The sequence below is a fragment of the Flagellimonas yonaguniensis genome (assembly GCF_029193885.1).
Lineage (GTDB): Bacteria > Bacteroidota > Bacteroidia > Flavobacteriales > Flavobacteriaceae > Flagellimonas > Flagellimonas yonaguniensis.
Genome location: NZ_JARFVB010000001.1, coordinates 609,011 through 634,660, shown reverse-complemented (window position 1 = coordinate 634,660; position 25,650 = coordinate 609,011). Strand labels below are relative to the sequence as shown.

Below are 25,650 nucleotides of genomic sequence, written 5' to 3'. Positions count from 1 at the left end.
AAGATATGCTTTTACATTCTTATTCAGAAACCGATTTCAGCTTTTTTTTTCAATAAAAAAGGCGTTGGACAAACCAACGCCTTTTCTTTTTCTTTTTTACTGTTGTTTAAGGGTTTATGCTCCAAGACAAATAGTATATGGAACCAATAAGTCCCGTACCGATTGCCGTGTAGTATTCATCGCCCAACAGATTAGATCCACCCAGTTTGAAAACTGATTTGATGGATGGAACCGAATAGTTGATTTGGGCATCCAACACAGTATATGCGGGAATATCACCATCCGCAAAAGAGGCTTCCCAGTAATAGCTATCACTCCAACGGTAATTTACGTTAAATCCAAAGTTTTTGAATAGCTCCGCGTTCCCAAAAGATGCTTTTACCTTGTGCTTGGGTGTGTTGAAATTGGTTCTTAGGTCTGGGTACTTACCTTCATCGATATCCAATTCGGCAAATGTATAGTTTACCCCTAGATCAAAGTTTCCAAGTTTTGTATCCACACCAATGGTACCTCCATAGGAGTTAATATCTGCCTCAGAATTGGTATAGGTTTGATACACTTGGTAATCTCCATTTTGGATAGCAGCCAAAGATAAGCCTCCATCTCCTGCTTCACCATAAAAAGGAACGGCAGTGGTGGTATTGGCCAAAAAGTCGGAATAACTATTATAATATCCGCTCAAATCAATGGTAAACTTACCTACTTGGCCTCGATAGCCTGCTTCGTAAGCAATAATTTCCTCTGGTTTTAAAAGCGGGGTATTCACTACCTCTGGTGCCCCTGCTTGCAAAGAACTAACGGAATAGGCATTTTCGTAGGCTTCACGACCAACGAGCTCAACGGTAGCAGGTTGTCCATATTCTTCCTGACCTGCCTCACTTACATTAAATGTTCTTACATCCCTATCCAAGTTTGATGGTGCCGAACCTACCAATATTGCAGAACCTGCATTCAAACCAATGAACAAATCCTGCGTTGTTGGGTTTCTAAATCCTTGCTGCACTGAAACCCTAAGATTATGGTTTCTTTTTTCACCCAAAGTATAGGCAAAAGAAACCCTTGGCGAAAGGAATCCATCAAAAAACTCGTTTTTATCATAACGGGCCGAACCTGTGAATTTTAAACGATCGTCCAAGAACTTTTTTTGAACTTGAAGATAGGCTCCGTACTCATTGTATTTGATAGGGCCGTCTATATCTGTAAAAATGGTTCCTTGGGAGTTCAATTCGTATTCCCTGAACGAGCCTCCAATTTGGATATCGGCCCAATCATCAATCAGGTGGGCAATGTTGTAATTACCGTTTACGTGACGGAACTTGGTTTTATCAATGAATTTTGCTCCTGTGGTCAAATCCCCATCATTGATCACCTTGTTAAATGTATTTTGAAAAGCATTTGTTCCTGGGATCAATCTTCCTTGATCGGCAGCTTGTCTACCTGCAATGTGCGCTTGGGCGGAAGCTTGGTCAGGAGTAAGTCCAGCTCCTTGGATACCCCCTAAGTACGTTGGGATATAAGCCGATGCATAATCCGTAAACCATTGCCTATCAGACTTCCAAGCCCTGTTCACATTAATGGCTGCAAAGCGGGTATCATAAGCATCCCCAGAGTTTTCCGAAACGATATATCCTCTTACAAAGAAATTGTCGTTTTTAATTTCCAGTTTGTGCTGTTGCATGGTAAACCCTGCTACGGCATATCGGTTGGCTCCTTGATAAATGGTGGTACCTCTTCCGATTCTACTGTTTAATACTACCTCCAAGTCATCAGCAAAAGGTCTGATATGCAATGCAAAATCAGCTTTTACACTTTCCGCATTATAATTCGCCAAGTCTGCTTCATCGTATCCAGTTCTAGAAATTAATGCCGAACCTACGGTACCTGTTGGGAAACCTGCCGCAGCATCAAAATCCAATACTGTGGATACTTCATCGCCATAAACGTTAAGCCCATCATAAGCTGGATTGGAACGGTCAGCTCCGGGATTGTTCAAATCCGCTCGGCTATTGGCATGCCAATCTTCTCCTGTCAGAACAGAAAGGTTGGCCTTAACAGCCAACTTATCGCTAAAGGCATGGGCGGCACGCACTCCAAAATCTTTATAAAAATTGCTGCCTGCAGCATCCTGGGTGGTTACCCCGCCCTTGGCGTAAGCACTTATTCCTTGGAAGTCGAATGGGTTTTTGCTGGTCATGAACAGAATACCGTTAAAAGCACCGGCACCGTACAAGGCGGAAGAGGCTCCTGGTAGAATCTCCACGCTCTGCACGTCCAATTCGGACATCCCCACAAGGTTACCCAATACAAAGTTGAGTCCAGGTGCGGTATTGTCCATACCATCCACCAATTGTAAGAACCTATTATTGGCAAAGGTTGCAAAACCCCTGGTATTTATGGATTGGAACGTTAAACTGTTGGTGTTGATATCCACTCCCTTTAAGTTTTGAAGGCCGCCGTAAAAGGATTCAGCCGTGGTATTTTTAATTTCCCTTAGCCCAAATCTTTCAACGGATACAGGAGATTCAAAAATTCGTTCCGGTGTCCTAGACGCCGAGATCACAATTTCGTCCAACAATGTATTAACTTCCGAAAGTGTAATGGTGAGCGTTTGGTTGTTTGATGTGACATTCGCTATGAAATTCGAAAAACCAATACTGGAAAATTCAAGCTGAAAAGGGGGGTCTTCATCAGTATTAAAGGCAAAATTTCCATCAAAGTCCGTAGTGGTTCCTTCTGCTTTACCCACCAAGACCACATTGGCTCCCGGTATAGGCTCATTGTTTTCATCAACTACCTTTCCCTGTACAGTGGTTTGACCATAAGTTGCCAAACACAAAAGCATCAGGGAAACAAACATAAGTTTTTTCATTTGCTATGGATTAGAGTTAATTTAGTTTTTGTGCATGTTAAGTATCAATCGGGAAGATACATTTTTTTTTATTCCGATTATACAAATTTGAAAAAAATTATGCATGCATAATACTTTTTTGGCAAAAAAAAGTGTTCAAATCTACTTTATCAATAAAAAAGGCACTGAAAACAGCGCCTTTTTAATTCAAATTGTATGGTTTGTTCTTTTTTACTCCACCGTGACGGATTTTGCCAAGTTTCTTGGCTGGTCCACATTACACCCCCTCATTACCGCTATATGGTATGATAGCAATTGTAATGGAATGGTTGTAAGTAACGGAGAAAGACCTTCTGAAGTTTCCGGAACTTCAATTACGTGGTCCGCAAGTTCCTTAACTGCTTTATCCCCCTCGGTAACAATGGCAATAATCCTCCCTTTTCGGGATTTGATTTCTTGGATGTTGCTCACTACTTTTTCGTAATGTCCTTTTTTGGTGGCAATGACCACAACCGGCATGTGCTCATCGATCAAGGCAATGGGACCATGCTTCATCTCTGCGGCTGGGTAGCCTTCAGCATGGATATAACTGATTTCTTTTAATTTCAACGCCCCTTCCAAAGCAACTGGGAAATTGTACCCTCTACCTAAATATAGACAGTTGGAGGAATCTTTATAGGTTTCGGATATCTCCTCCACCAATGCATTGGACAATAATGCCTTCTCCACTTTTGTGGGCACGGCTTCCAGTTCTGCCAAATATTCATGGTATTTGGACTGGGACAATGTCCCTTTTTCTTGTGCCAATTTTAGAGCAATCAAGGTCAATACCGTAATCTGAGTGGTAAATGCCTTGGTCGAAGCCACTCCGATTTCCGGTCCTGCGTGGGTATATGCCCCTGCGTGGGTTTCCCTTGCGATCGAGGAACCTACCACATTACACACGCCAAAGACGAACGCTCCTTTTTCTTTTGCCAACTTAATGGCCGCCAAGGTATCAGCGGTTTCCCCGGATTGCGAGATGGCTATCAGTACATCTTTTTCGGTAATTACAGGGTTACGGTACCTGAATTCCGAGGCATATTCCACCTCAACAGGAATTCTGGCCATGTCCTCAAAAATATATTCGGCCACCAAGCCCGCATGCCACGAAGTACCACAAGCCACGATAATGATTCTATTGGCATTGAGGAATTTTTCAAGATTCTGATCAATACCGGACATTTTGACTATTCCCTTGTCCGCGAGCAAACGCCCCCTATACGTATCCTGGATAGCTTTTGGCTGCTCATAGATTTCCTTGAGCATAAAATGGTCATAACCTCCTTTTTCAATTTCTTCGAGGTTGAGCTGAAGTTCCAAAATATTAGGGTAGGCAATGGAATCATCCTTGATTTTTCTAAGCTTGATTTCCTTGCCGATCCTTACAATGGCCATTTCCTCATCTTCCAGATAAACGGCATTGTTTGTGAATTCTATAAACGGTGAGGCATCAGAAGCAATAAAGTACTCGTTTTCCCCTATTCCTATGGCAAGTGGGCTACCCAGTTTGGCTACCACGATTTCGTCGGGTTTATTCTTGTCGAAAACCGCAATGGCATAGGCCCCCACCACTTGGTTCAAAGCAATCTGAACTGCATGGCCCAGTTTTACCCCTTCTTTTTTCTTGACTTCTTCAATGAGATTTATAAGCACTTCGGTATCCGTATCGGACTCAAATGTGTATCCTCTTTTTATGAGGGCTTGTTTGATGGATCCATAATTCTCTATGATTCCATTATGGATAATCACTAAATCACCCGAGTTTGAATAATGGGGATGGGAATTCACATCATTTGGCACACCATGGGTGGCCCATCGTGTGTGTCCCAGACCTAACTTTCCTTTAGTGGGTATGGATGTCTCTGCTTTGTATTTTAGATCTTCAACTTTGCCCTTTGTTTTGGCCAAGTGGATGTTCTCTCCATCGAACAAGGTAACTCCCGCACTATCGTACCCTCTGTACTCTAGTCTCTGAAGACCTTTGATTATAACTGGATAAGCATCTCTATGACCAATGTAACCAACTATTCCACACATAAGCTTTTATTTAATTAATAACCATTTGGGGGTTTGGTCATCAAATTTAAAGGGTATACGTTAAAATGGGTAGTTATGGTTCCCTAAAACGATAAACGTTCAAAAATCCACGACAAATCAAAGGTAATTAGTTGGCCTCGGTGTAAGAAATCTCCAATTTCAACTTATTCCCTTCCTCTCCTTCTGCCACATTACTACCATATAATATGGTTCCCAGTGGACTTATGGCCGCACCTATTGGGTAGTCCACTCCTTGCATATCTGCCCCAATCGCTTCTCGAGCTGCCGTAAGACTGATATTTGGGGTCAATGTCAATCCCAATTTGGCATTTGCGGAGTCCCTGACAATTATATCATTGATATGCTCTGTGATACGAATGGTATACTTTACACCCAAATCGTTTTCCTTTTCCAATATGCCATCATGATTGGGATAATATCTCAATGAATTGGCCCCAGAACTTGCACTTATGGGCTCATTGGAAGCATCGTACAAGGGCAAATTTGTTTCCGCATTATACAAATAAAGCCTAGGCGGCTCAACTACAGATCCACCCAATGCTTCTTGATCTACATAAAACACCAAATTGGCTTCGTTGATCACCCAATTGTTTTGCTTGATTTGGTTAATGATATTGGAGCCCCCATTTTCCATTTCATCAAACAACCTTATTTCTGCAAGTGTTTGCCCTCCTTTTGCATATATTCTGGAAGCATTTTCCCCATTGTCAAGAGCATTTGCTATATCTGGGTTTGGAAACATTTCATTTTCAAAAACATTGACCGCATTCCCCGAAATTCCAGATTGGAAATCTCCTGACAAAAAGCCCAATACAAAATCCTTTTCAGCAGTTACAATTTCCTCAGCCTCGGAATCGTAATCATCATATTCATAAGTGATGGTAATGCTGGCCTCTGTCAAATCCAGCAAGAACATCAACTCATCCGCATTTGTCCCTGACAAATGGATTCCCCGTAGAAAATTCCTAAAATTGGATTGAGTCAACAATTCGGACTGCCCTTCTTTGTCCAGGATGTTTTCTTGAAAAAATGCATTGTTCAAGGGAACATAAATGCCCGGGGCCAATCTACTGGTTATTTCTTCGGATTCATCAACGTCCTCTGTTTCCGGGTCGTCTTCATTATCCCGAAACAATAGTTCTTCATTATCTATGGTAACTTCTCCATTAAAAAGTGTCTCTCCGATAAAACTGGAAAAATCTTGATTGGAGTAGTATTCCTGTGCCTCTTCAAAATTGGAGTTGGGGTCCAGTCCTCGCAGAAAATAATTTGACCTTGAGACGACTAAATTAAAAGTCTGATCTTCACCCACATAGCCATAAATGCTGTCCAAATCATACTTATTCGGGTAACTATTGGCCACAAAATCAGCTCCCGTACCGTCTTCACTGGAGTCGTACGGATTAGATCCAATCGCTTGTTCCTGAATATCGGAAACACCGTCGCCATCCAAGTCAGAATTTGGGTCAGTGGCATCATCATCACTTTCAAACGCATCGGGAATACCATCACCATCCAAATCTGGCGAAGGAGCCGTTTGAAACGGAATATGCAACATAACCTCCTTTACCGTTTCATTCTCTTGATCATTATCCGCCTCATCTTCACTGGTCTGACTGATGTCTCCAAATGTCGGAGAGGCAGTTTGCAATACAAGTTGCGAAATAATGCTTGCCTTCCTTTGTCCGTAAACAGGGTCGTTAAAGGTTCCCAATTGATACAATGGAAGTCTATTGGTCTGCACAGCGGTAATGCTCTTGTTATAGGCAAAAACATCGTACTCCACTTTGCCGGTCGTAAAGGGCTCTCCTGAAATAACACCTTCACCTATGGTGTCCAATTCGTCTTCACAAGAGGCGATTAGTAAAAACAAAGTCCCAACCAGTGCTGAAACCTTGAAAATCTTGGAAAATCTCATTCAATCTATTTTAAAACCTCTGTATTATAGAAATTTATGTATGCCTCTTCCGCTTCCTGAAGCGAAACGTAGGGCAATACTGGTACGGAAAGATTATCGATATGGCTTTTAAGGTCATCGGACAAATCCTCCGCGGCTAAAATAACGGCATCGGAATGATCTACGGCAACCTTTAACAAATTATTATACTCGGGCTGGGCAAGTGAAGAAATTTCCTCTTTGTCAATACCATCGAAAGCAATTTTGTCTATCATGGTATTATCCAGTTCGCCCTCAAAATCCTTACCATATACGGATGTAACTATTTTACTTTCGGAAAACAATGGCTCATCCGCATAGTATTTCCGAAGATATAGTGGCACTATGGAAGCCATCCAACCGTGTACGTGGATGATATCTGGGGACCAATTCAATTTCTTAACTGTCTCCACCACACCTTTGGCAAAGAAAATGGCACGTTCGTCATTGTCTGGAAACAGGTTTCCATCAGCATCGGCAAACGTGGCCTTTCTTTTGAAGTATTCATCGTTGTCTATAAAATAGACTTGGATTCGCTCCTTTGGAATGGATGCCACTTTTATGATCAAGGGCATATCCATGTCATTGATCACCAAGTTCATACCCGATAAACGTATTACCTCATGTAATTGATGCCTCCTTTCGTTGATGTTTCCATACCTTGGCATAAAAATGCGGATTTGCCCACCGTTGCTGTTCACCATTCTTGGCGCTTCGTACGACATTAAGGAAACAGGATTCTCTGGGAGGTAGGGAACTAATTCAGAAGATACAAACAATACCTTTTTACCATTCATAAACACTTTCTTTTGTTTATCTGAAAAACATAGCTGCAAAAATACAAAAATTATGCTGATTAGCAGTATTTATAGTATTTTTGCACCCTTTTGTACCTGTATATGAAGATATTCGACCTTAAAAAAGAACTCAATGCCTTTACTTCGGAAGAGCGTAAAAAAGACCGCACCATTGGTCTTGTGCCCACAATGGGGGCGCTTCATGCCGGTCATATTTCTTTGGTAAAAAAAGCACTTTCGGAAAATGACTTGGTCGTTGTCAGCATTTTTGTGAATCCGACACAATTCGACAAAAAGGACGATCTTGAAAAATATCCGCGCACTTTTGAGAAGGACGTCGAACTATTGAAACAGACATCCGACAATATCGTTGTCTTTGCTCCCACGGTCGATGAAATTTATGAGGGAAATCTTAAGTCCGAATCCTATGAGTTTGATGGTTTGGACAAAGTAATGGAAGGGGAATTCAGAACTGGTCATTTTGATGGTGTCGGTACTATAGTAGAGCTTTTGCTCAGAACCGTAGCTCCCGATAAAGCCTATTTTGGAGAAAAAGATTTTCAACAATTGCAGATTATCCGAAAAATGGCCGAAGTCAAGAACCTGCCCTACGCCATTATCGGATGCCCCATTGAAAGAGAGCCACACGGTCTCGCCATGAGTTCCCGTAACGAAAGACTATCAAAAAATACCCGTGAAAAGGCTGGTTTCATCCACAATACGCTACAAGCTGCCAAAGCTGAATTTGGCACGAAAAGTGCTATTAATATAAAGGATTCGGTAAAATCCGAGTTTGAGCAACACCCTTTGTTTGATCTGGAGTATTTCGAAATCGCGGACGAGAACACATTGACTCCAGCTTTAAAAATACAGGACAATCAAAAATATAGGGCGTTTATTGCCGTTTACGCAGATGGCGTACGCTTAATTGATAATCTAAGATTGAATTGATAATTTTGCACCATGCAAGTAGAAGTCGTAAAATCTAAAATACACCGAGTAAAAGTTACCGGAGCAGACCTTAACTATATAGGTAGCATTACCATAGATGAAGATCTTATGGATGCCGCCAACATCATTAGGGGCGAAAAAGTGCAGATCGTGAACAACAACAATGGTGAGCGATTGGAAACTTACGCTATTCCTGGCCCTCGAAATTCTGGAGAGCTGACCCTGAACGGTGCCGCAGCCAGAAAAGTGGCCGTGGGAGACGTATTGATTCTGATCACCTACGCTTGGATGGATATCGAAGAGGCAAAAACATTTAATCCAGCATTGGTGTTCCCCAACGAGGAGACCAATCTACTCAAGTAAATTTTGGGCAAATCCCTTAAAAAATTCCTTAAAATATTTATACCCATTGCCTTTGGGCTGTTTTTGGTTTGGTACTCCTACAACTCCACCACACCAGAAGAACGAAAACAGATCATCCATTACATTTCCAATGCGAGCCCTTTTTGGGTGACTATCTCCATAATCATTGGTATTCTGAGCCATATTTCACGGGCCATACGCTGGAAATATTTATTGGAACCCATGGGATACCGCCCCAAAACCGTCAACACCATATTTATTGTACTCATTTCCTATTTCGCTAACTTGGGAATACCCCGTTCAGGTGAAATATTAAGGGCTACCGCACTTACTACCTACGAGAAAGTCCCTTTTGAAAAAGGGTTTGGAACCATTGTCACCGAAAGGGTCATCGATCTTTTGATGCTTTTGGCCATCATTATGACTACCCTAGTGCTACAAACCGATTTTATACTTGGATTTTTGGAAGAAAGAGGCGTGAATATCATCGGTGCCATCGGAATATTGCTTGTCGGCATTGTCGGACTCTTTTTGGGATCCTATATCATCCGTAAATCCAAATCGCCTTTGGCATTAAAACTGAAAGGATTCCTCAACGGATTGCAAGATGGCGTACTCAGCCTTTTCAAAATGAAGAACAAATGGCCCTTTATTCTCCATACGCTATTCATCTGGGCAGCCTATTTTGGTATGTTTTGGGTCATAAAATACACCGTGGAAGAAACTATTCCTTTATCCTTGGGTGAGTTATTGGTCGCCTTTGTGGCCGGAGCCTTCGCCATGTCCACCACCAATGGCGGAATTGGTCTTTATCCCATAGCGGTAAGTGCTGCATTGGGCATTTATGGCATCAGTTCCGTTTCCGGGGATGCATTCGGATGGATCATGTGGATCGCCCAAACTTTGATGGTCGTTGTTTTCGGCACAATATCCTTTATCGTATTACCGTTATTGAATAGAAATCGGTAAGCCCCAGCCGCCTAAATCTTAACCAATGAAAAAATGTCTATTTCTACTGATAGGCTTTACGTGCTTGAACCTAAGCGCTCAAGTGACAAAGGAGATTTTTGAATCCTTCAAACTGCAAGAGCGAAGGGATGTCTCCTACTATTTTCCCGAAGACTACACCGAAGAAAAATCATATCCGTTGATCGTGGTTTTGGATGCCGAATATTTGTTCGACCTTGTAGTGGCCAATGTAAAATTCCAAAGTAAGTTCGACCGTATGCCCGAAGCCATCGTGGTTGGTGTTCATCAATTGCAGAACGATCTTCGCTGGGAAGATTGCGACTATGAAGACATCTCAGGATTACCGACCGAAAAAGGAAAAATGTTCTACGAATTTTTGGGCACCGAACTCATTCCCTATTTAGCAACCAGCTACAACATTGCACCTTTTAAAATGTTCGTGGGGTACGATATCACAGCCAATTTTGGCAACTATTTCCTGTTCAAGGATCGCTCGTTTTTTAATTCCTACATCAGTATTTCCCCAGTATTGGCCACCGAAATGGAAAGTAGGGTTCCCGCTCGTTTGTCCGAACTGGATCAGACCATTTTTTATAATTTGATCGTGGAAAAACAGCCGACGGACGATAGACAGCGTGTCCTTCAAATGAACCATAGCATCAACTCGATTACAAAAGAATCCTTGCATTACTTTTTTGATGAATATGAAAAGGCCGACCATACCTCTATTGCGGCCTATGGGATAAGCAAAGCTTTTGATAATGTATTCAGCATTTACAGACCAATCACACCAGCCGAATACAAATCCGATATTTTGACATCCGAAGAACCCGTTTTCAGTTATTTGGAGAATCGATACCAAACCATAGAAGACCTGTTCGGATTTGAAAAGCCCGTGGAACTCAACGATATTATGGCGATTTATGCTGCCTGTCTTAAAAAAGAAGACTATGAGTCCCTGGAACCTTTGGCAGACCTTTGCAAAAAGGAATTTCCAGACACCATGATGGGTTTTTATTTTGAAGCAGAATACTACGAGTTTATCGGAGAACCCAAAAAAGCATTCAAAACCTTCGAAAAAGCTTTCCAATTAGAGGAAATCGACTTTTTGACCAAGGATATGGCCCTCGAAAAAATTGATGCGCTTAAAGCAGATTTCGGGTACTAGCAGGAATGATTCTTAGATTATTGGATGGTTAGATAATTTCCTTTCTAAAAATCTAACTATCTAACCATCCAAATATCCAATCCATCATCTAAATCCATATCTTTAGGCCCCTCATTTAGTTTGAATGGCCAAGACCAAAACAGCATTTTTTTGTCAAAACTGTGGAGCCCAATTCCCAAAGTGGGTAGGGCAATGTTCCTCGTGCAAGGAATGGAACACCATTGTTGAAGAAGTTGTCCAGAAAGAGGATAAAAAAAGTTGGAAGGCCGATAAGGTGGCCAAGCAAGCCAATAAGCCCCTACGGGTTTCGGAAATCACACAAGAAAAAGAGCTTCGTTTGGACACCTTGGACCAAGAATTCAACCGTGTGTTGGGGGGTGGGCTCGTCCCAGGATCATTGACTTTGTTGGGCGGCGAACCGGGTATCGGAAAAAGTACCTTGTTGCTTCAGATTGCGCTAAAACTGCCCTACAAAATACTTTATGTATCGGGAGAGGAAAGTCAACGGCAGATAAAAATGCGCGCCGACCGCATTCAGCCCAATAGCGAAAACTGCTACATCCTTACCGAGACCAAAACACAGAATATTTTTCAGCAAGTTTCGACCATCGAGCCCGATTTGGTCGTCATCGATTCCATTCAGACCCTGCACACCGATTATATCGAATCCGCAGCGGGGAGCATTTCCCAAATTCGCGAATGCACGGCAGAGCTCATCAAATTTGCCAAGGAAAGCCACACCCCCGTTATTTTGGTAGGGCACATTACCAAGGATGGCACCATTGCAGGCCCCAAGATTTTAGAGCATATGGTAGATACTGTTCTCCAATTTGAAGGCGACCGTAATTATGTATACCGTATTCTCCGTTCCCTTAAAAACCGATTCGGGTCAACTGCTGAACTGGGCATCTACGAAATGCAGGGAAGCGGCCTCCGTGAAGTGAACAATCCATCGGAAGTGTTGATCTCCAAAAACGACGAAGACCTCAGCGGTACGGCCATCGCTGCAACGGTGGAAGGTATGCGGCCCTTATTGATTGAGATTCAAGCTTTGGTAAGCACTGCTGTTTATGGAACCCCTCAGCGATCCGCCACAGGATTCAATGCCAAACGATTGAACATGCTATTGGCCGTTTTGGAAAAACGCGCAGGTTTTAAATTGGGGGCAAAGGATGTTTTCCTCAATATCACAGGTGGGATTTCCGTGGATGACCCTGCCATTGATTTGGCCGTTATGGCCGCCATCCTTTCGAGTAATTCGGACATCGCCATTGAAAAAGGCGTTTGTTTTGCTGCAGAAGTTGGACTTGCGGGAGAGATCAGGCCTGTACAACGCGTGGACCAGCGTATTCTTGAAGCCGAAAAACTGGGCTTCTCCAAAATCTTTGTTTCTAAAAACAATAAAATTGGATTGAAACAGTCTGGCATCCAGATTCAAAAAGTATCCAAGATTGAAGATGTTGTCGCCCATCTCTTCGGATAAATCTGTTTTTAACTGTTTCTTTCTATATTTAAAATTCTGATTGCCCATAAACAACAGGTTGTCAGGTCGAGCGCAGTCGAGACCTCATTTTTAAGACGTTGGTTCCAAAAACTTCTCGACTGCGCTCGAAGAGACAAGGCATCATGATTGATTACTAATATTCAATTAAAGAACATTCAAACTGCACATGAAACGATTTTTTCTCCTAATTCCCCTATCCATTCTCATTTCCTGTAGCGATTCAAATCCAACTAATACAGACAAGGTCTATTTTACCACATGGGAACATTATTTGGGCGACCCCGAACGAACACATTTTTCCAACCTCAACCAAATTGACACCACGAATGTCTCACAATTAAAACTGGCTTGGAGCTATAAGAGTGGAGGACTACAAGAAGGAAGAACTACACAGATACAGACAAGTCCTTTAATGGTTGAGAATGTGCTTTATGGGGTAAATGCGGCCATTGAATTGTTCGCCATCAATGCCAAAACAGGAGAGGAAATCTGGAAATTTTCGCCAAAAACAAAGGATGAATCAGGTTTAGGGCTCAACCGAGGATTGAATTATTGGAAATCTGATGGCACGGTGCCCAGTCGTATTTTTTTCTCATCAGGACCAAAACTCTATGCCATCAATATTGAAACGGGCCAACCCATTGATGATTTTGGCGACAACGGGAATACTGACCTTCGGGATGGTCTGGGCAGGGACCCAAGCAAATTATCAGTAGTCTCCAATACACCAGGGGCAGTTTTTCAAAACATATTGATTCAAGGCACTCGTGTGGGCGAAGGTCCTGGTTCCTCCCCAGGTCACATTCGAGCCTACGATGTGCTCACAGGCGAAATTTTATGGATATTCCATACCATACCACAACCAGGGGAGTTTGGTTATGATACTTGGCCTGCCGAAGCATACAAAAAAGTGGGCGGCGCCAATAGCTGGCCAGGCATGGCATTGGACAATGAGGAAGGTATTGTATACATTCCCACAGGTTCCGCAGCTTTTGATTGGTATGGGGGCGATCGCGAAGGATCCAATCTGTTCGCAAATTCCCTATTGGCGTTGAATGCCAATACTGGGGAGCGAATTTGGCATTTTCAAATGGTGCACCACGATATTTGGGATCGGGATTTACCTGCACCTCCCAACTTGGTGGACATTGTGAGGGACGGGCAGACCATTCCTGCCGTGGCACAAGTCACAAAAAGCGGTCATGTATTCGTATTTAACCGAATCACTGGAGAACCCTTATTCCCTATCGAGGAAAAAACTTATCCAAACTCAACATTACTTGGGGAAAAAGCATTTGAAACACAGCCCTTACCCCAAAAACCTGCGCCGTTTGCACGTCAGATTTTAACAGAGGAGGATTTATATGCTCCAGACCGAACTGCTTTTGTTGATGATTTGGTAACCGGGAACGAAACCGATAATGCTCCCACCGTACTGGAAAAATTCAAATCGATTACATCACAAGGACAATTTGTACCCATGGATACTACCGGGGTAATCCTGTTCCCAGGGGCCGATGGCGGTGCTGAATGGGGCGGGGCAGCACTCGACCCACGAGATGGTGTAATGTACGTGAATGCCAACGAAATGGCATGGATCATTAAAATGAAAGAAGTTGGTGGCAATGCAGAAGGTTCGAGCATGGGTCAAAGTTTGGCGCAAATTCACTGTGCCCGATGCCATGGTGGTGATTTGCAAGGCTTGAACGGAATCCCTGAGCTTCAAAATGTGAAGTTGCGATTGGAAATCGACTCCATAAAAACAATTATCCAAAAAGGTCGTGGCGCCATGCCGGGCATGCCAAATCTTTCCGAAGAAGAAACCAATGCCATTACCGACTTTTTAATGGATATCGAAAAAGCTAAAGACCACCGCGTAGAAAAATTAAAAGTGGACGTTCCCTATTCCGTGGCCAGTTTTGCAAGATTCAAAGACGACAGAGGTTATCCTGTGGTAAAACCGCCATGGGGAACCTTGAATGCAATCGACCTCAATACGGGCGAATATTTATGGACTGTTCCTTTGGGGCATGAAGAAAGTTTACAGGACCCGAATATTCCCGTTTCTGGGCTTGAAAATTATGGAGGGCCCGTTGTCACCAAAGGTGGTGTGCTCTTTATTGCAGCTACCAAGGATGAAAAAATACGTGCGTTCCATATGAAAACGGGGGAACGACTTTGGGAAGACCAACTGCCCGCAGGAGGGTATGCCACACCAATCACTTACCAAGTTGATGGCAAACAATATGTGGTGATTTCGTGCGGTGGGGGCAAAATGGGTACCGCCTCTGGTGATGAGTACCGGGCTTACGCTTTGGAATAATTATGGCGCAGGATTCGGAATAGCTTTGTGAATTTCCTCGATGCCTTCCAACACCTCATCGGAAAGATTCACATTTATGCTGTCGATATTTTCCTTTAGCTGCTCCATACTGGTTGCGCCAATAATATTACTTGTCAAGAAAGGTCTGGTATTTACGAAGGCCAAAGCCATTTGTGCCATGCTCAAACCGTGTTCCTTTGCCAATTGCGCATATTTTTCAGTCGCTGCAACAGCTGTATCGCCACTATATCTACTATAATTTGGGAACAAGGTTACCCTAGCTTTTCTTGGTGGAACTTCAGTAAGGTATTTTCCGCTCAAGACCCCGAAACCAAGTGGCGAATAAGCCAGCAAACCTATTTGCTCCCGCATGGAAATCTCGGAAAGTCCAACCTCGAACAATCGGTTCAAAAGGTTGTAAGGATTTTGTATCGTCATCATTCGGGGCAAAGATTGATGTACTTTACTTTCTTCCAAAAAACGCATGGTTCCCCACGGTGTTTCATTGGACAACCCTACGTGTCTAATCTTGCCTTCGGCGATCAAATCGCGAAGTGTTTCCAATACTTGGTGGATAGTATCATCCCAAACATCAACAACATAGGCATTATATCCCCTTTGGCCAAAATAATTGGTGTTTCGCTCTGGCCAGTGGAGTTGGTATAGGTCAATGTAATCCGTTTGTAACCGCTTTAAGCTGCCATCCACTGCACTGATAATGGATTCGCGACTAAAACCAGTATTGCGAATATGCTTTGCTGCATGTCCAGGTCCAGCTATTTTTGATGCCAGCACCACTTTGTCCCGGTTTCCGGTTTTTTTGAACCAGTTTCCAATAAGCTCTTCAGTTACCGCATAGAGCTCCTTCTTGGCAGGTACCGGATATAATTCGGCCGTATCAAAAAAGTTCACACCTTGGTCCAATGCATAGTCCATTTGTTCGTGGGCTTCATCCTCATTGTTCTGACGACCCCAGGTCATGGTACCCAAACAAATTTTGGATATACGGATATCGGTATGTGGAATTCTAGTGTATTTCATCTTTTGCAGTTTAGGATGGTTAAAAGTACTGAAACAAAAACATCAGTCTTTATGCCAATGTTATTTTTCGACCTCCAATAAAATCGGGCAATGGTCGCTGTGTTTTGCCTCAGACAAAATCACGGAACGCTTTAATCTATCTTCCAAAGGCTCGGCCACCATACCATAATCCAAACGCCATCCTTTGTTGTTGGCCCTTGCATTGGCCCTATAGCTCCACCAAGTATAGTTGTCCGGTTCTTTGTTAAAGTGTCGGAAACTATCTATAAAGCCACTTTTCATAAAGTTGCCAATCCATTCGCGTTCCACGGGCAAAAATCCAGATACATTCTTGTTTCGAACAGGATCGTGGATGTCTATGGCTTCATGACAGATATTGTAATCCCCACAAACAATAAGATTGGGGCGTTCTTTTCTAAGTTCTTCCGAATACTTTTGAAAATCGGCCATGTAGGTCAATTTAAAATCCAGTCGGTCCATATTGGTGCCGGAGGGCAAATACATGCTCATTATCGAAAGGTCTCCAAAATCGGCACGGATGTTTCTCCCCTCATGGTCCATGTAATCTATCCCAGTACCGAATTCAATATGGTCGGGTTCACTCTTACAAAGTAAGGCCACACCGCTGTATCCTTTTTTCTGGGCACTGAACCAATAGTGGAAAGGGTAGCCTGCTTCCTCAAATAGTTTTGTATCCACTTGCTCTTCCATGGCCTTGGTTTCTTGTAGACAAATGATATCTGGGGAAACTGTCTGCAACCAATCTACAAATCCCTTGTTCATTGCAGCGCGTATTCCGTTTACATTGTATGATGCGATTTTCATGTGCTCAAATTTGTTCAAAAATAGCTATTGTAAGTGGCTCCCTAAAATTGAATTTGCCAATGGATACATCGATGAAAAGAATCAAAATGTTCTTTCTTGATGTTTTCCTGTAATTTTAGGTCAAAATTCATCCTCATGATCGCACTTGTTCTGATAGACATCCAAATCGGACTTCAGGAAGTAGCTTTTTATGGCACAGAACGGAACAATCCTGAAGCGGAAAAAAATTGTGGTAGGTTATTGCAGTTTTTCAGAGAGAGGCAACTGCCCGTTTTCCACGTAAAACACAATTCCACTAATATTGATTCCCCACTATATCCCCACAAAATGGGAAATGAATTTCATCCAGCCGTGAAACCCTTGATCAACGAACCTGTATTCGAAAAGAATGTAAACAGTGCCTTTATCGGAACAGATTTGGAGATCAGTTTAAAAGCACAAAACATTACCGATCTGGTAATTGCAGGATTGACCATTGAACACTGCATTTCCACATCGGTACGGATGGCCTCCAACCTCGGTTTCAATGTTGTTTTGGTTTCTGATGCCACCGCGGCTTTTGATAAAATAGGATACGATGGCAATAAATACCCTGCAGATGTTATATTTCATGCAGAATTGGCGAATTTAAAGGGCGAATTTGCAACCATCATGGATACGGACACTTTGTTGGACGAACTTGACAATTAGTTATTATTTTTAGAGCATTATAAATCCCCATGATCCGTATGGCACAATCAGCCTTTTTCTTTTTGACCTGTTTGTTTTTTGCGAACACATACCTTTTTGGACAGTCCGACCCTCTTAAAATTGGTATTGCAGGGCTTACACATACCCATGTACATTCCATTTTGGGGCGTGAAAACATTGGAGATATAAAAATTGTGGGCATTGCCGAACCCAATCACGAGCTTGCTCAAAAATATGCAGATCAACATGGGTTTTCCATGGATTTGGTCTACAACAGTTTGGAAGAAATGATTACTGCCACCCAACCAGAAGCAGTGACCGCTTTTGGCAACATATATGATCATTTGGAAGTGGTCCAAATCTGCGCACCAAAAGGAATACATGTAATGGTGGAAAAACCTTTGGCCGTTAACATGCAACATGCCAAAAAAATGAAAGCCCTGGCCGAAGTACACAACATACATTTGCTCACCAATTACGAAACCACATGGTACCCTACCAATCATCGGGCAAAAAACCTTTTGGACAATGGAAAAATTGGAGCACTACGAAAAGTAATTGTTCGTGATGGCCATAGAGGGCCAGTGAAAATTGGTGTAAATGAAGAATTTTTGGAATGGCTCCAAGATCCTGTACTGAATGGAGGTGGTGCCATTACGGATTTTGGCTGTTATGGGGCCAATTTGATGACATGGCTCCTAAAAGGCAAAAAACCGAATACCGTTACTGCGGTAACCCAACAACTCCAGACGGAGAATAATCCGAAGGTGGATGATGATGCAGTAATCATCCTTACCTATGATGATTGCCAAGGTGTTTTACAACCTTCATGGAACTGGCCCATTGGCAGAAAGGACATGGAACTTTACGGATTGACCGGAGCAATTTACTCGGATAACAGAAATACCCTTCGGGTTAGAATCGCAGAAGGCTACGATGGCTACGAAGAAGAGATTACAACTTTGGAGGAGCGGCCCTATCCCCATAATGACCCATTCTCACTATTGGTCGCTGTGGTTCGCGGTTCCATCAAATTAAATCCTGAAGACCTTACCGCACTGGAAAATAATTTGACCGTGGTCGAAATCTTGGATGCTGCACGAAAAAGTGCCAAAACAGGCAAAACAGTTAAGCTCAAAAAATAAATCTTGCAATTCGCATCTGATGAAAGTCTTAGTTGTCTTTTTTAGCATATTGCCCACGATTGTTCTGGCACAAATTACTCCCAAAGATTCCATAACCCAATTGGACGAAGTGGTACTCACCCAAGAAGCCATACCCAAAAAAACAACGGGAATTACCTCTTCATCAAAAATAGCAGGTCAGACTTTTGAGCGGTTCAATCCTACGGACATTCCCTCGGCCATTAACCAGGTTTCGGGAGTGTACATTTTATCTGGAGCCATCAATACCAATCGGATAACCGTTCGGGGAATCGGTTCCAGAACGCCCTATGGTACCAATAAGCTCCGCATGTATTTCAACGGTATTCCCGTAACCAATGGCACCGGATCCTCCACTATTGAGGCCTACGATTTTGAGAACCTGGGTGCTGTGGAAATTATCAAAGGCCCAAAGGCCACAGCCTTTGGCTCCAATCTTGGTGGGGCCATTTTATTGGAAACCAAAGCTTCTGTTCAAGACAAAACCCAGCTTATCAATTCATTCTCGATGGGTTCATACAACATGCTCAAGGACAACCTTGCTTTTTCTCATTCGGAAGATGGTTTTAATCTGAGTTTGAGTTACAACCACTTGGAAACCGATGGCTTCCGACAAAACAGCCAGTTCCAACGTGATGGATTACTACTGAACACGCAGTTCCGAACAGGAAAAAAAAGCAGTATGGCGCTTTTAGTAAATTATATCGATTATACGGCTCAAATTCCAAGTTCCATTAACCAGACCGATTTTGAAGAAGATCCTACGCGTGCAGCATCAAACTGGTTGGCTGCTCAAGGGTACGAGGCCAACAAATATATTTTGACGGGCTTGTCGCACACCTATCTGTTTTCCGAACACCTACAGAATACCTCCAGCGTCTTCCATACATATTTAGACCATTATGAGCCACGTCCTTTCAATATTTTGGACGAGTTTACCAATGGCTACGGTTTTCGCACTCGTTTCGCCGGAACTTGGGGGAAAGCGGATTTCACCTTTGGTGGAGAGTTCTACAGGGACGAATACCATTGGGGCACTTTTGAGAATCTGTACGAAGAAAATAACGGCAATGGCAGCTTGAGAGGAGCCCAGCTCAGTGACAACACGGAATTCCGTAGGCAGTTCAACCTTTTTGGAACACTGACCTACCCCATTACAGCAAACTTTTCTACTCAGATGGGTATCAACTGGAACAAGACCCATTATGATTTTAGGGATCTGTTCAACCAAGGGGAATTCAATGCTTCGGCCAAACGAAATTTTAATGCCATATTGCTTTCGAACCTTGGGTTCAATTACCAATGGCAACAAGGTAAGTTCTACGCAAATATCAGCAGAGGGTTTTCCAATCCCAGTTTGGAGGAGACACTGACCCCGGATGGCATCATCAATCCAGATATTGCCCAAGAAACGGGAACAAACTATGAATTGGGCACCGAATGGACACCGTTCCAGAAAAGGCTTTCAGCAAGTATTGCTGTGTATCGAATGGACGTGAAAAACCTTTTGGTAGCACAACGGGTCGGGGAGGACCAGTATATCGGGAGAAATGCGGGCAAAACGAGGCATCAAGGCCTGGAACTCGACTTGCATTACAGGGGAAGATTATCCCCTTCGGTCACTTTTTTACCCTATCTCAGCTATACCTTGAACAACCACAGCTTTGTGGAATTTGTGGATGACGACAACGATTACTCGGGCAATCCGCTTACAGGTGTTCCAAAGAATCTATTGAGCTCGGGAATCGATTTTAGACATTCCAATGGCCTGCAATTGAACTTGACCCATCAGTTCGTGGACGAAATTCCGATGACGGATGCCAATTCCATAAGCAGTGATTCCTTTAATGTGTTCCATGCCAAATTGGGACTACGAACATCGCTGTCATCACATATTGGTTTGGGACTTAATGCCGGCATCAACAATATTTTTGATACCCACTACGCCCAGTCCGTATTGATCAACGCCACTGGATTTGGCGGTGCACAGCCCAGATATTATTATCCGGGCAATGGACGCAATTATTTTGGCGGACTGCAATTAAACTATGTTTTTTAACACGCTTCATAGTAGTATGGGCTATCTTTAAAATACAAACTGTCTAATCATGAACGAAATAGACCAATATATTTCCAAGTTTCCAAAGGAAGTTCAACAACAACTTCAAAAAGTAAGGGCTATCATTAAAAAAACAGCACCAAAGGCCATCGAACAAATGGCTTATGGCATGCCAGGTTACAAAACCAACGGAAAACCTTTGGTATACTTTGCAGGATATAAAAATCATATCGGTTTTTATGCGACACCTTCTGGACACGAAGCATTTCAAAAAGAGCTTTCCAAATACAAACAGGGAAAAGGCTCGGTGCAATTTCCATTGGACCAACCCTTACCTCTTGACCTCATTGAAGAAATCGTTAGGTTTAGAGTTGAAGAAAATGCAAAACATAAATAAAGCTTGATGACCCCAAGAATACAAACCTTGCCTACCACCCTATTGGTTGGGAAAAAATCAATCACCTCCTTTGCAGACAACAATACCTTTGAACTATGGCAAAGTTTTTCTCCCCGTAAAAAAGAAATCAATCATGTCATCAACAATGATAGCTACGCGGTGGAAATCTATCCCACCACTACTTTTTTTCAAAATTTTGACCCCACAAGACAATTTGAAAAATGGGCGGCCATTGCTGTTTCCATAATAGAAGAAATACCTGTGGGCATGGAAAGCTTGACCATTCCCGAAGGATTGTATGCCGTGTTCCCCTACAAAGGGAAACCCAGTGAAGCCATGAAAGCTTTCAGATATATGTATGGCGAATGGCTACCCAATTCGGAATATGAAATGGATAGCCGACCCTATTTTGCACTTATGGGAGACAACTATAAGGGAGAACATCCTGAATCCGAGGAAGAGTTCTGGATACCTATCACAAAAAAATAGCTGCATCCCGGATATTGGACATAAGACTACTTAAGTTTAAATATTATATTTGAGTGAATTATGATTCTTTTTCTGCCAACGAACGAACACGATTGCCTGCCCTATAAACACTTCAAAAAAATGAAAAAACAACTATTATTTACTTTTGCCTCCATCCTTTTCTCTTTCCTAAGCTTTGCCCAATCAGACAAAGAAAAGGCAGCCGCCACAGTCAACAAGAATACCATTGAAAGCCATATCAAGTTCCTATCGGATGATCTTCTGGAAGGTCGTGAAGCTGGCACAAGAGGCAACAAAATAGCGGCCAGCTATTTGGCCAACCAACTACATAAATTTGGGGCAAAACCTGTTTCTGAGGATAATTCCTATTATCAAAAATTTCAATTGGAGCAATCCAGACCCCCAAGCGTTTTGGACCTTACCTTAAATGGGGTAAGTTTTCCGTTGACAGCCCCTTTTTCCATGCCCGCCATTGACCAATCGGCAGAAGCCGTGTTTTTGGAGTATGGCTCAGAAGATGATTTTGCAAGTACCGATATTTCAGGAAAGGTCGTAGTCGTACTAGCCGGAAGTGGCGAAGATGCCACTCCGAACGACATGTTCAGGAGTAGGTCAAAAAAAGTAGAACTCGCTCAACAAAATGGAGCCTTGGGCTTGATTGAACTGGTTGATTTTGAGGAAGACCTTTGGAGCAGGGTAAAACACTATTCCGGTTCTGGAACAACTATAAAAGAAGAATCCGATGGAACAGAAGATGATTCATTTTTCAGCGTGTGGGTCAATATGAATAAAAACAGGCCAGACCTAAAAAAGGGAGAAACCATACCGGTCACCATCAAATCCGACGGTCAATCCAAAAAGTATTTGGACACCCAAAATGTAGTGGGAGTTATCGAAGGCTCCGATCCCTCCCTCAAAAATGAATATGTCATCTACTCTGCGCATTATGATCATGTGGGCATTGGGCAACCCAATGCTGAAGGAGATTCCATTTACAACGGGGCTCGTGATAATAACATTGGTGTTACCGCTGTACTTTCCATGTTGGAAAACCTCAGGACGTATCCCACCAAGCGTTCCGCACTGTTTATTTTGTTCACAGCGGAGGAAAAAGGATTATTGGGAAGTCGGTACTACGCAGACCATCCTTTGATTCCTCTAAATCAAGTCTCTTATTGCTTCAATACCGATGGCGGAGGCTATAACGACACCTCTTTGGCCACCATAATCGGTTTGGAACGAACCTCAGCAAAAGAATTGATCATCAAAGGCGCAGGAACATTTGGCCTTAAGGCCATTGGGGACCCAGCACCGGAACAGGGACTTTTTGACCGTAGCGACAATGTTAGCTTTGCTAGAAAAGGAATTCCCGCCCCGACCTATTCCACTGGCTTCCATAGTTTTGATGAAGAAATCATGAAGTACTACCACCAAGCCGACGACGAAGCCGATAGTTTGGATTACGACTACCTTTTAAAATTCTACCAAGGCTATGTATACAGTGGCAGATTGATTGCCAACAGCTCGGAGAAATTGTTTTGGAACGAAGGCGATAAATATGAGGAAGCAGGTAAGGCATTGTATGGGATGAATTAGGGATACAATTTCCCATTACCGTAATTTATCTAGAACTTCGCTACTCTGGATTTTGAAGCTGAGAGCCTAGTCCCTTCAAAATAATTGATGCTCTGGATATTTACAACTAATCCGTATCTTAGTTATCCTATTGCAAAGCTTATGATGAGAAACTGGGTTCCCTTTATTTTTTTATTGCTGATTTTTTCCTGCACCGAAAAAACAAAGGAAGAAGTAAGTTCCATTGACCCTGTAAACTGGAGCAATAGAATAGCCAACATATCCGAACAGGATTCCCTGTTGAACGGCACCTCCTATCTTTCCGTGTATTCCGAGATTTACAGTGAAACAGAACACCGAACGCATAATCTTACCAGCACCATAAGCATGCGCAATACCAACCTGAAGGATACCATTTACATCCAAAAGGCCGAATATTTTGATACAAAGGGCAACCCCATCAGAACCTATTTTGATGAGCCCATCTACATCAAGCCCATGGAAACCGTGGAAATCGTGATTGATGAAAAAGACCGATCGGGCGGAACAGGTGCCAACTTCCTTTTTCAATGGTCCATAAAACCTACCTTACATGAACCTTATTTTGAAGGTGTAATGATTTCCACGTCAGGACAACAAGGCCTATCTTTTACCACAGAAGGCAGACGGGTGGAATGATTCTTTTCAGTGCCACAAATGTCATGGTTTTTGTGTCCCGATTATAGTATCTTGTATGTTAATTTGGGAAAGATTTGGGTTTCCCTTGCGCATAAAAACAAGACTATGACCGATTTACAGATTGCCAAAGGTGTTCAGTTGAAACACATATCCGCCATTGCGGAAAAATTTGGAATTGATTCAGAACACATTGAAATGTTCGGAAAATACAAAGCAAAGCTTCCCTTAAAGGCCATAAATCGTAAAAAAGCACAAGAAAGCAACCTTATTTTGGTCTCTGCAATTTCCCCTACTCCAGCTGGGGAGGGAAAAACCACCATGTCCATTGGACTTTCTGAAGGATTGAACCGTTTGGGCAAAAAATGCACAGTGGTGTTACGTGAACCTTCATTAGGTCCCATTTTTGGAATCAAGGGTGGTGCCACGGGCGGTGGTTATTCCCAAGTATTGCCCATGGAGGACATCAATCTACATTTTACAGGCGATTTTGCGGCCATTGAAAAAGCACATAACCTCTTATCGGCCATAATCGACAACAACATTCAGAGCAAGACCAATTCCGTACGCCTAGATCCCAGAACCATAGGTTGGAAACGGGTAATGGATATGAACGACCGTTCCCTTCGTCATGTAATTGTAGGGTTGGGCGGTACCACTTCGGGTGTACCCAGGGAAACCGGTTTTGATATTACGGCTGCTTCGGAAATCATGGCCATTCTTTGTTTGGCTGATGGCTTAAGCGACCTCAAAAAACGGCTGGGAAATATTTTTGTGGGCTATACCTACGATAAAAAACCCATATATGCGAAAGATTTGAAGGCCGAAGGCGCCATGGCCGCCCTGTTAAAAGATGCCATAAAACCCAATTTGGTGCAGACCATTGAGGGCAACCCGGCCATTATTCACGGTGGCCCTTTTGCGAACATTGCACAAGGAACCAATTCGGTAATCGCCACCTTGATGGGAATGTCACAATCGGATTACACCGTTACCGAAGCCGGCTTCGGATTTGATTTGGGTGCCGAAAAATTCTTCGATATCAAATGCCAGAGTGCCCAACTGAAACCAAAAGCTGTTGTGCTCACCACTACGATTCGGGCATTGAAATATCATGGAGGGGCAGATTTAAAATCATTGACCAAACCCAATGTGGATGCTTTGAAAAAGGGACTTCCCAATTTGGAAAAGCATTTGGAGAACATTGCGAAGTTCAAAGTAGTGCCCGTGATAGCCATCAATAAATTTGTATCGGATACGGATGAAGAAATCGAAGTAATTCTAGAATTTGCAGCTTCCAAAGGCATTCGCGTTGCCATAGCCAATGTTTGGGCCAAAGGGGGCGAAGGCGCAGAAGATTTGGCAAAAAAAGTAATTGAGATAGTCGAATCTGGCACTTCCGAATTCAAGCCGCTTTATGATTGGAAATCCAGTGTAAAAGACAAAATAGCGACCATCGCCACCGAAATTTATGGTGCGGAATACGTGGACTATACTTCTAAAGCCAAGGCCGACCTCAGAAAAATCACTGATCTCGGGTTGGACCAATTACCCGTTTGTATTGCAAAAACCCAAAAATCCCTGTCGGACAACCCTAAATTATTGGGAAGACCCAAGGATTTTATCATCACGGTACGGGAAATAGAAATTGCCGTTGGTGCCGGCTTCTTGATTCCGATAACGGGCAACATTATGCGTATGCCCGGATTACCAGCTCATCCTGCCTCCGAAGGCATCGACATTAACGATGATGGAGAAATTACGGGCTTGTTTTAAT

At 42.9% G+C, this 25,650-nt stretch carries 20 protein-coding genes; 14 read left to right on the top strand and 6 right to left on the bottom strand.

Features of this window, described 5'->3' with window-relative positions; all coding sequences use genetic code 11:
- Positions 1 to 106: 106 nt before the first annotated feature.
- The 4 genes from PY092_RS02855 to PY092_RS02840 all read right to left on the bottom strand — a co-directional run bounded on the left by PY092_RS02855 (position 107) and on the right by PY092_RS02840 (position 7,681).
- Positions 107 to 2,869 (bottom strand): TonB-dependent receptor, encoded by a 2,763-nt coding sequence (locus tag PY092_RS02855; RefSeq protein WP_275614342.1) that lies wholly within the window; start codon positions 2,867 to 2,869, stop codon positions 107 to 109.
- Positions 2,870 to 3,079: 210 nt separating this feature from the next.
- Complete coding sequence (gene glmS, locus PY092_RS02850; RefSeq protein WP_275614341.1) at positions 3,080 to 4,927, bottom strand: glutamine--fructose-6-phosphate transaminase (isomerizing); 1,848 nt, start codon at positions 4,925 to 4,927, stop codon at positions 3,080 to 3,082.
- A gap of 127 nt (positions 4,928 to 5,054) precedes the next feature.
- Positions 5,055 to 6,866, bottom strand: a complete 1,812-nt coding sequence (locus PY092_RS02845; RefSeq protein WP_275614340.1) for a DUF4270 family protein — start codon at positions 6,864 to 6,866, stop codon at positions 5,055 to 5,057.
- Between the two features lie 5 nt (positions 6,867 to 6,871).
- Positions 6,872 to 7,681 carry a glycogen/starch synthase gene (locus PY092_RS02840; RefSeq protein ID WP_275614339.1) on the bottom strand — a complete coding sequence of 270 codons (810 nt, stop codon included), beginning with the start codon at positions 7,679 to 7,681 and terminating at the stop codon, positions 6,872 to 6,874.
- A 102-nt stretch (positions 7,682 to 7,783) separates the two neighbouring features.
- Here PY092_RS02840 and panC point away from each other — a divergent pair, with 102 nt between their 5' ends.
- The 6 genes from panC to PY092_RS02810 all read left to right on the top strand — a co-directional run bounded on the left by panC (position 7,784) and on the right by PY092_RS02810 (position 14,959).
- Complete coding sequence (gene panC / locus PY092_RS02835; RefSeq protein ID WP_275614338.1) at positions 7,784 to 8,632, top strand: pantoate--beta-alanine ligase; 849 nt, start codon at positions 7,784 to 7,786, stop codon at positions 8,630 to 8,632.
- Between the two features lie 12 nt (positions 8,633 to 8,644).
- Positions 8,645 to 8,995: an aspartate 1-decarboxylase gene (panD, locus tag PY092_RS02830; protein WP_127137328.1), complete on the top strand. Its 351-nt coding sequence runs from the start codon at positions 8,645 to 8,647 to the stop codon at positions 8,993 to 8,995.
- Between the two features lie 3 nt (positions 8,996 to 8,998).
- On the top strand, positions 8,999 to 9,964 hold the full coding sequence (locus PY092_RS02825; protein WP_275614337.1) for a lysylphosphatidylglycerol synthase transmembrane domain-containing protein: 966 nt from the start codon (positions 8,999 to 9,001) through the stop codon (positions 9,962 to 9,964).
- Positions 9,965 to 9,989: 25 nt separating this feature from the next.
- Complete coding sequence (locus PY092_RS02820) at positions 9,990 to 11,132, top strand: alpha/beta hydrolase (RefSeq protein WP_275614336.1); 1,143 nt, start codon at positions 9,990 to 9,992, stop codon at positions 11,130 to 11,132.
- Between the two features lie 124 nt (positions 11,133 to 11,256).
- Positions 11,257 to 12,615 (top strand): DNA repair protein RadA, encoded by a 1,359-nt coding sequence (radA, locus tag PY092_RS02815; protein WP_275614335.1) that lies wholly within the window; start codon positions 11,257 to 11,259, stop codon positions 12,613 to 12,615.
- Between the two features lie 187 nt (positions 12,616 to 12,802).
- On the top strand, positions 12,803 to 14,959 hold the full coding sequence (locus tag PY092_RS02810) for an outer membrane protein assembly factor BamB family protein (protein WP_275614334.1): 2,157 nt from the start codon (positions 12,803 to 12,805) through the stop codon (positions 14,957 to 14,959).
- Here PY092_RS02810 and PY092_RS02805 read toward each other — a convergent pair whose 3' ends face one another.
- A complete protein-coding gene (locus PY092_RS02805; RefSeq protein ID WP_275614333.1) occupies positions 14,960 to 16,000 on the bottom strand; it encodes an NADP(H)-dependent aldo-keto reductase in 1,041 nt (346 codons plus the stop codon).
- A gap of 60 nt (positions 16,001 to 16,060) precedes the next feature.
- Positions 16,061 to 16,825 (bottom strand): exodeoxyribonuclease III, encoded by a 765-nt coding sequence (locus PY092_RS02800; RefSeq protein ID WP_275614332.1) that lies wholly within the window; start codon positions 16,823 to 16,825, stop codon positions 16,061 to 16,063.
- 135 nt (positions 16,826 to 16,960) lie between these two features.
- Between PY092_RS02800 and PY092_RS02795 the strand changes: the two genes are divergently transcribed.
- From PY092_RS02795 to PY092_RS02760, 8 genes are all read left to right on the top strand, one after another.
- Positions 16,961 to 17,515: a cysteine hydrolase family protein gene (locus tag PY092_RS02795; protein ID WP_275614331.1), complete on the top strand. Its 555-nt coding sequence runs from the start codon at positions 16,961 to 16,963 to the stop codon at positions 17,513 to 17,515.
- Between the two features lie 38 nt (positions 17,516 to 17,553).
- The gene (locus PY092_RS02790; protein WP_275614330.1) at positions 17,554 to 18,660 is read left to right on the top strand and encodes a Gfo/Idh/MocA family protein; all 1,107 of its coding nucleotides are present in this window, start codon (positions 17,554 to 17,556) and stop codon (positions 18,658 to 18,660) included.
- Between the two features lie 19 nt (positions 18,661 to 18,679).
- Positions 18,680 to 20,737 carry a TonB-dependent receptor family protein gene (locus tag PY092_RS02785; protein WP_275614329.1) on the top strand — a complete coding sequence of 686 codons (2,058 nt, stop codon included), beginning with the start codon at positions 18,680 to 18,682 and terminating at the stop codon, positions 20,735 to 20,737.
- Between the two features lie 49 nt (positions 20,738 to 20,786).
- Positions 20,787 to 21,134, top strand: a complete 348-nt coding sequence (locus PY092_RS02780) for an iron chaperone (protein WP_275614328.1) — start codon at positions 20,787 to 20,789, stop codon at positions 21,132 to 21,134.
- A 6-nt stretch (positions 21,135 to 21,140) separates the two neighbouring features.
- Positions 21,141 to 21,623, top strand: coding sequence for a GyrI-like domain-containing protein (locus PY092_RS02775; protein WP_275614327.1), 483 nt, complete (start codon positions 21,141 to 21,143; stop codon positions 21,621 to 21,623).
- Between the two features lie 120 nt (positions 21,624 to 21,743).
- Entirely contained in the window at positions 21,744 to 23,219 is a 1,476-nt protein-coding gene (locus PY092_RS02770) for a M28 family peptidase (RefSeq protein WP_275614326.1), read from the top strand.
- A 144-nt stretch (positions 23,220 to 23,363) separates the two neighbouring features.
- On the top strand, positions 23,364 to 23,876 hold the full coding sequence (locus tag PY092_RS02765) for a DUF3124 domain-containing protein (protein WP_275614632.1): 513 nt from the start codon (positions 23,364 to 23,366) through the stop codon (positions 23,874 to 23,876).
- A gap of 105 nt (positions 23,877 to 23,981) precedes the next feature.
- Positions 23,982 to 25,649, top strand: a complete 1,668-nt coding sequence (locus PY092_RS02760; protein WP_275614325.1) for a formate--tetrahydrofolate ligase — start codon at positions 23,982 to 23,984, stop codon at positions 25,647 to 25,649.
- Position 25,650: the final 1 nt, after the last annotated feature.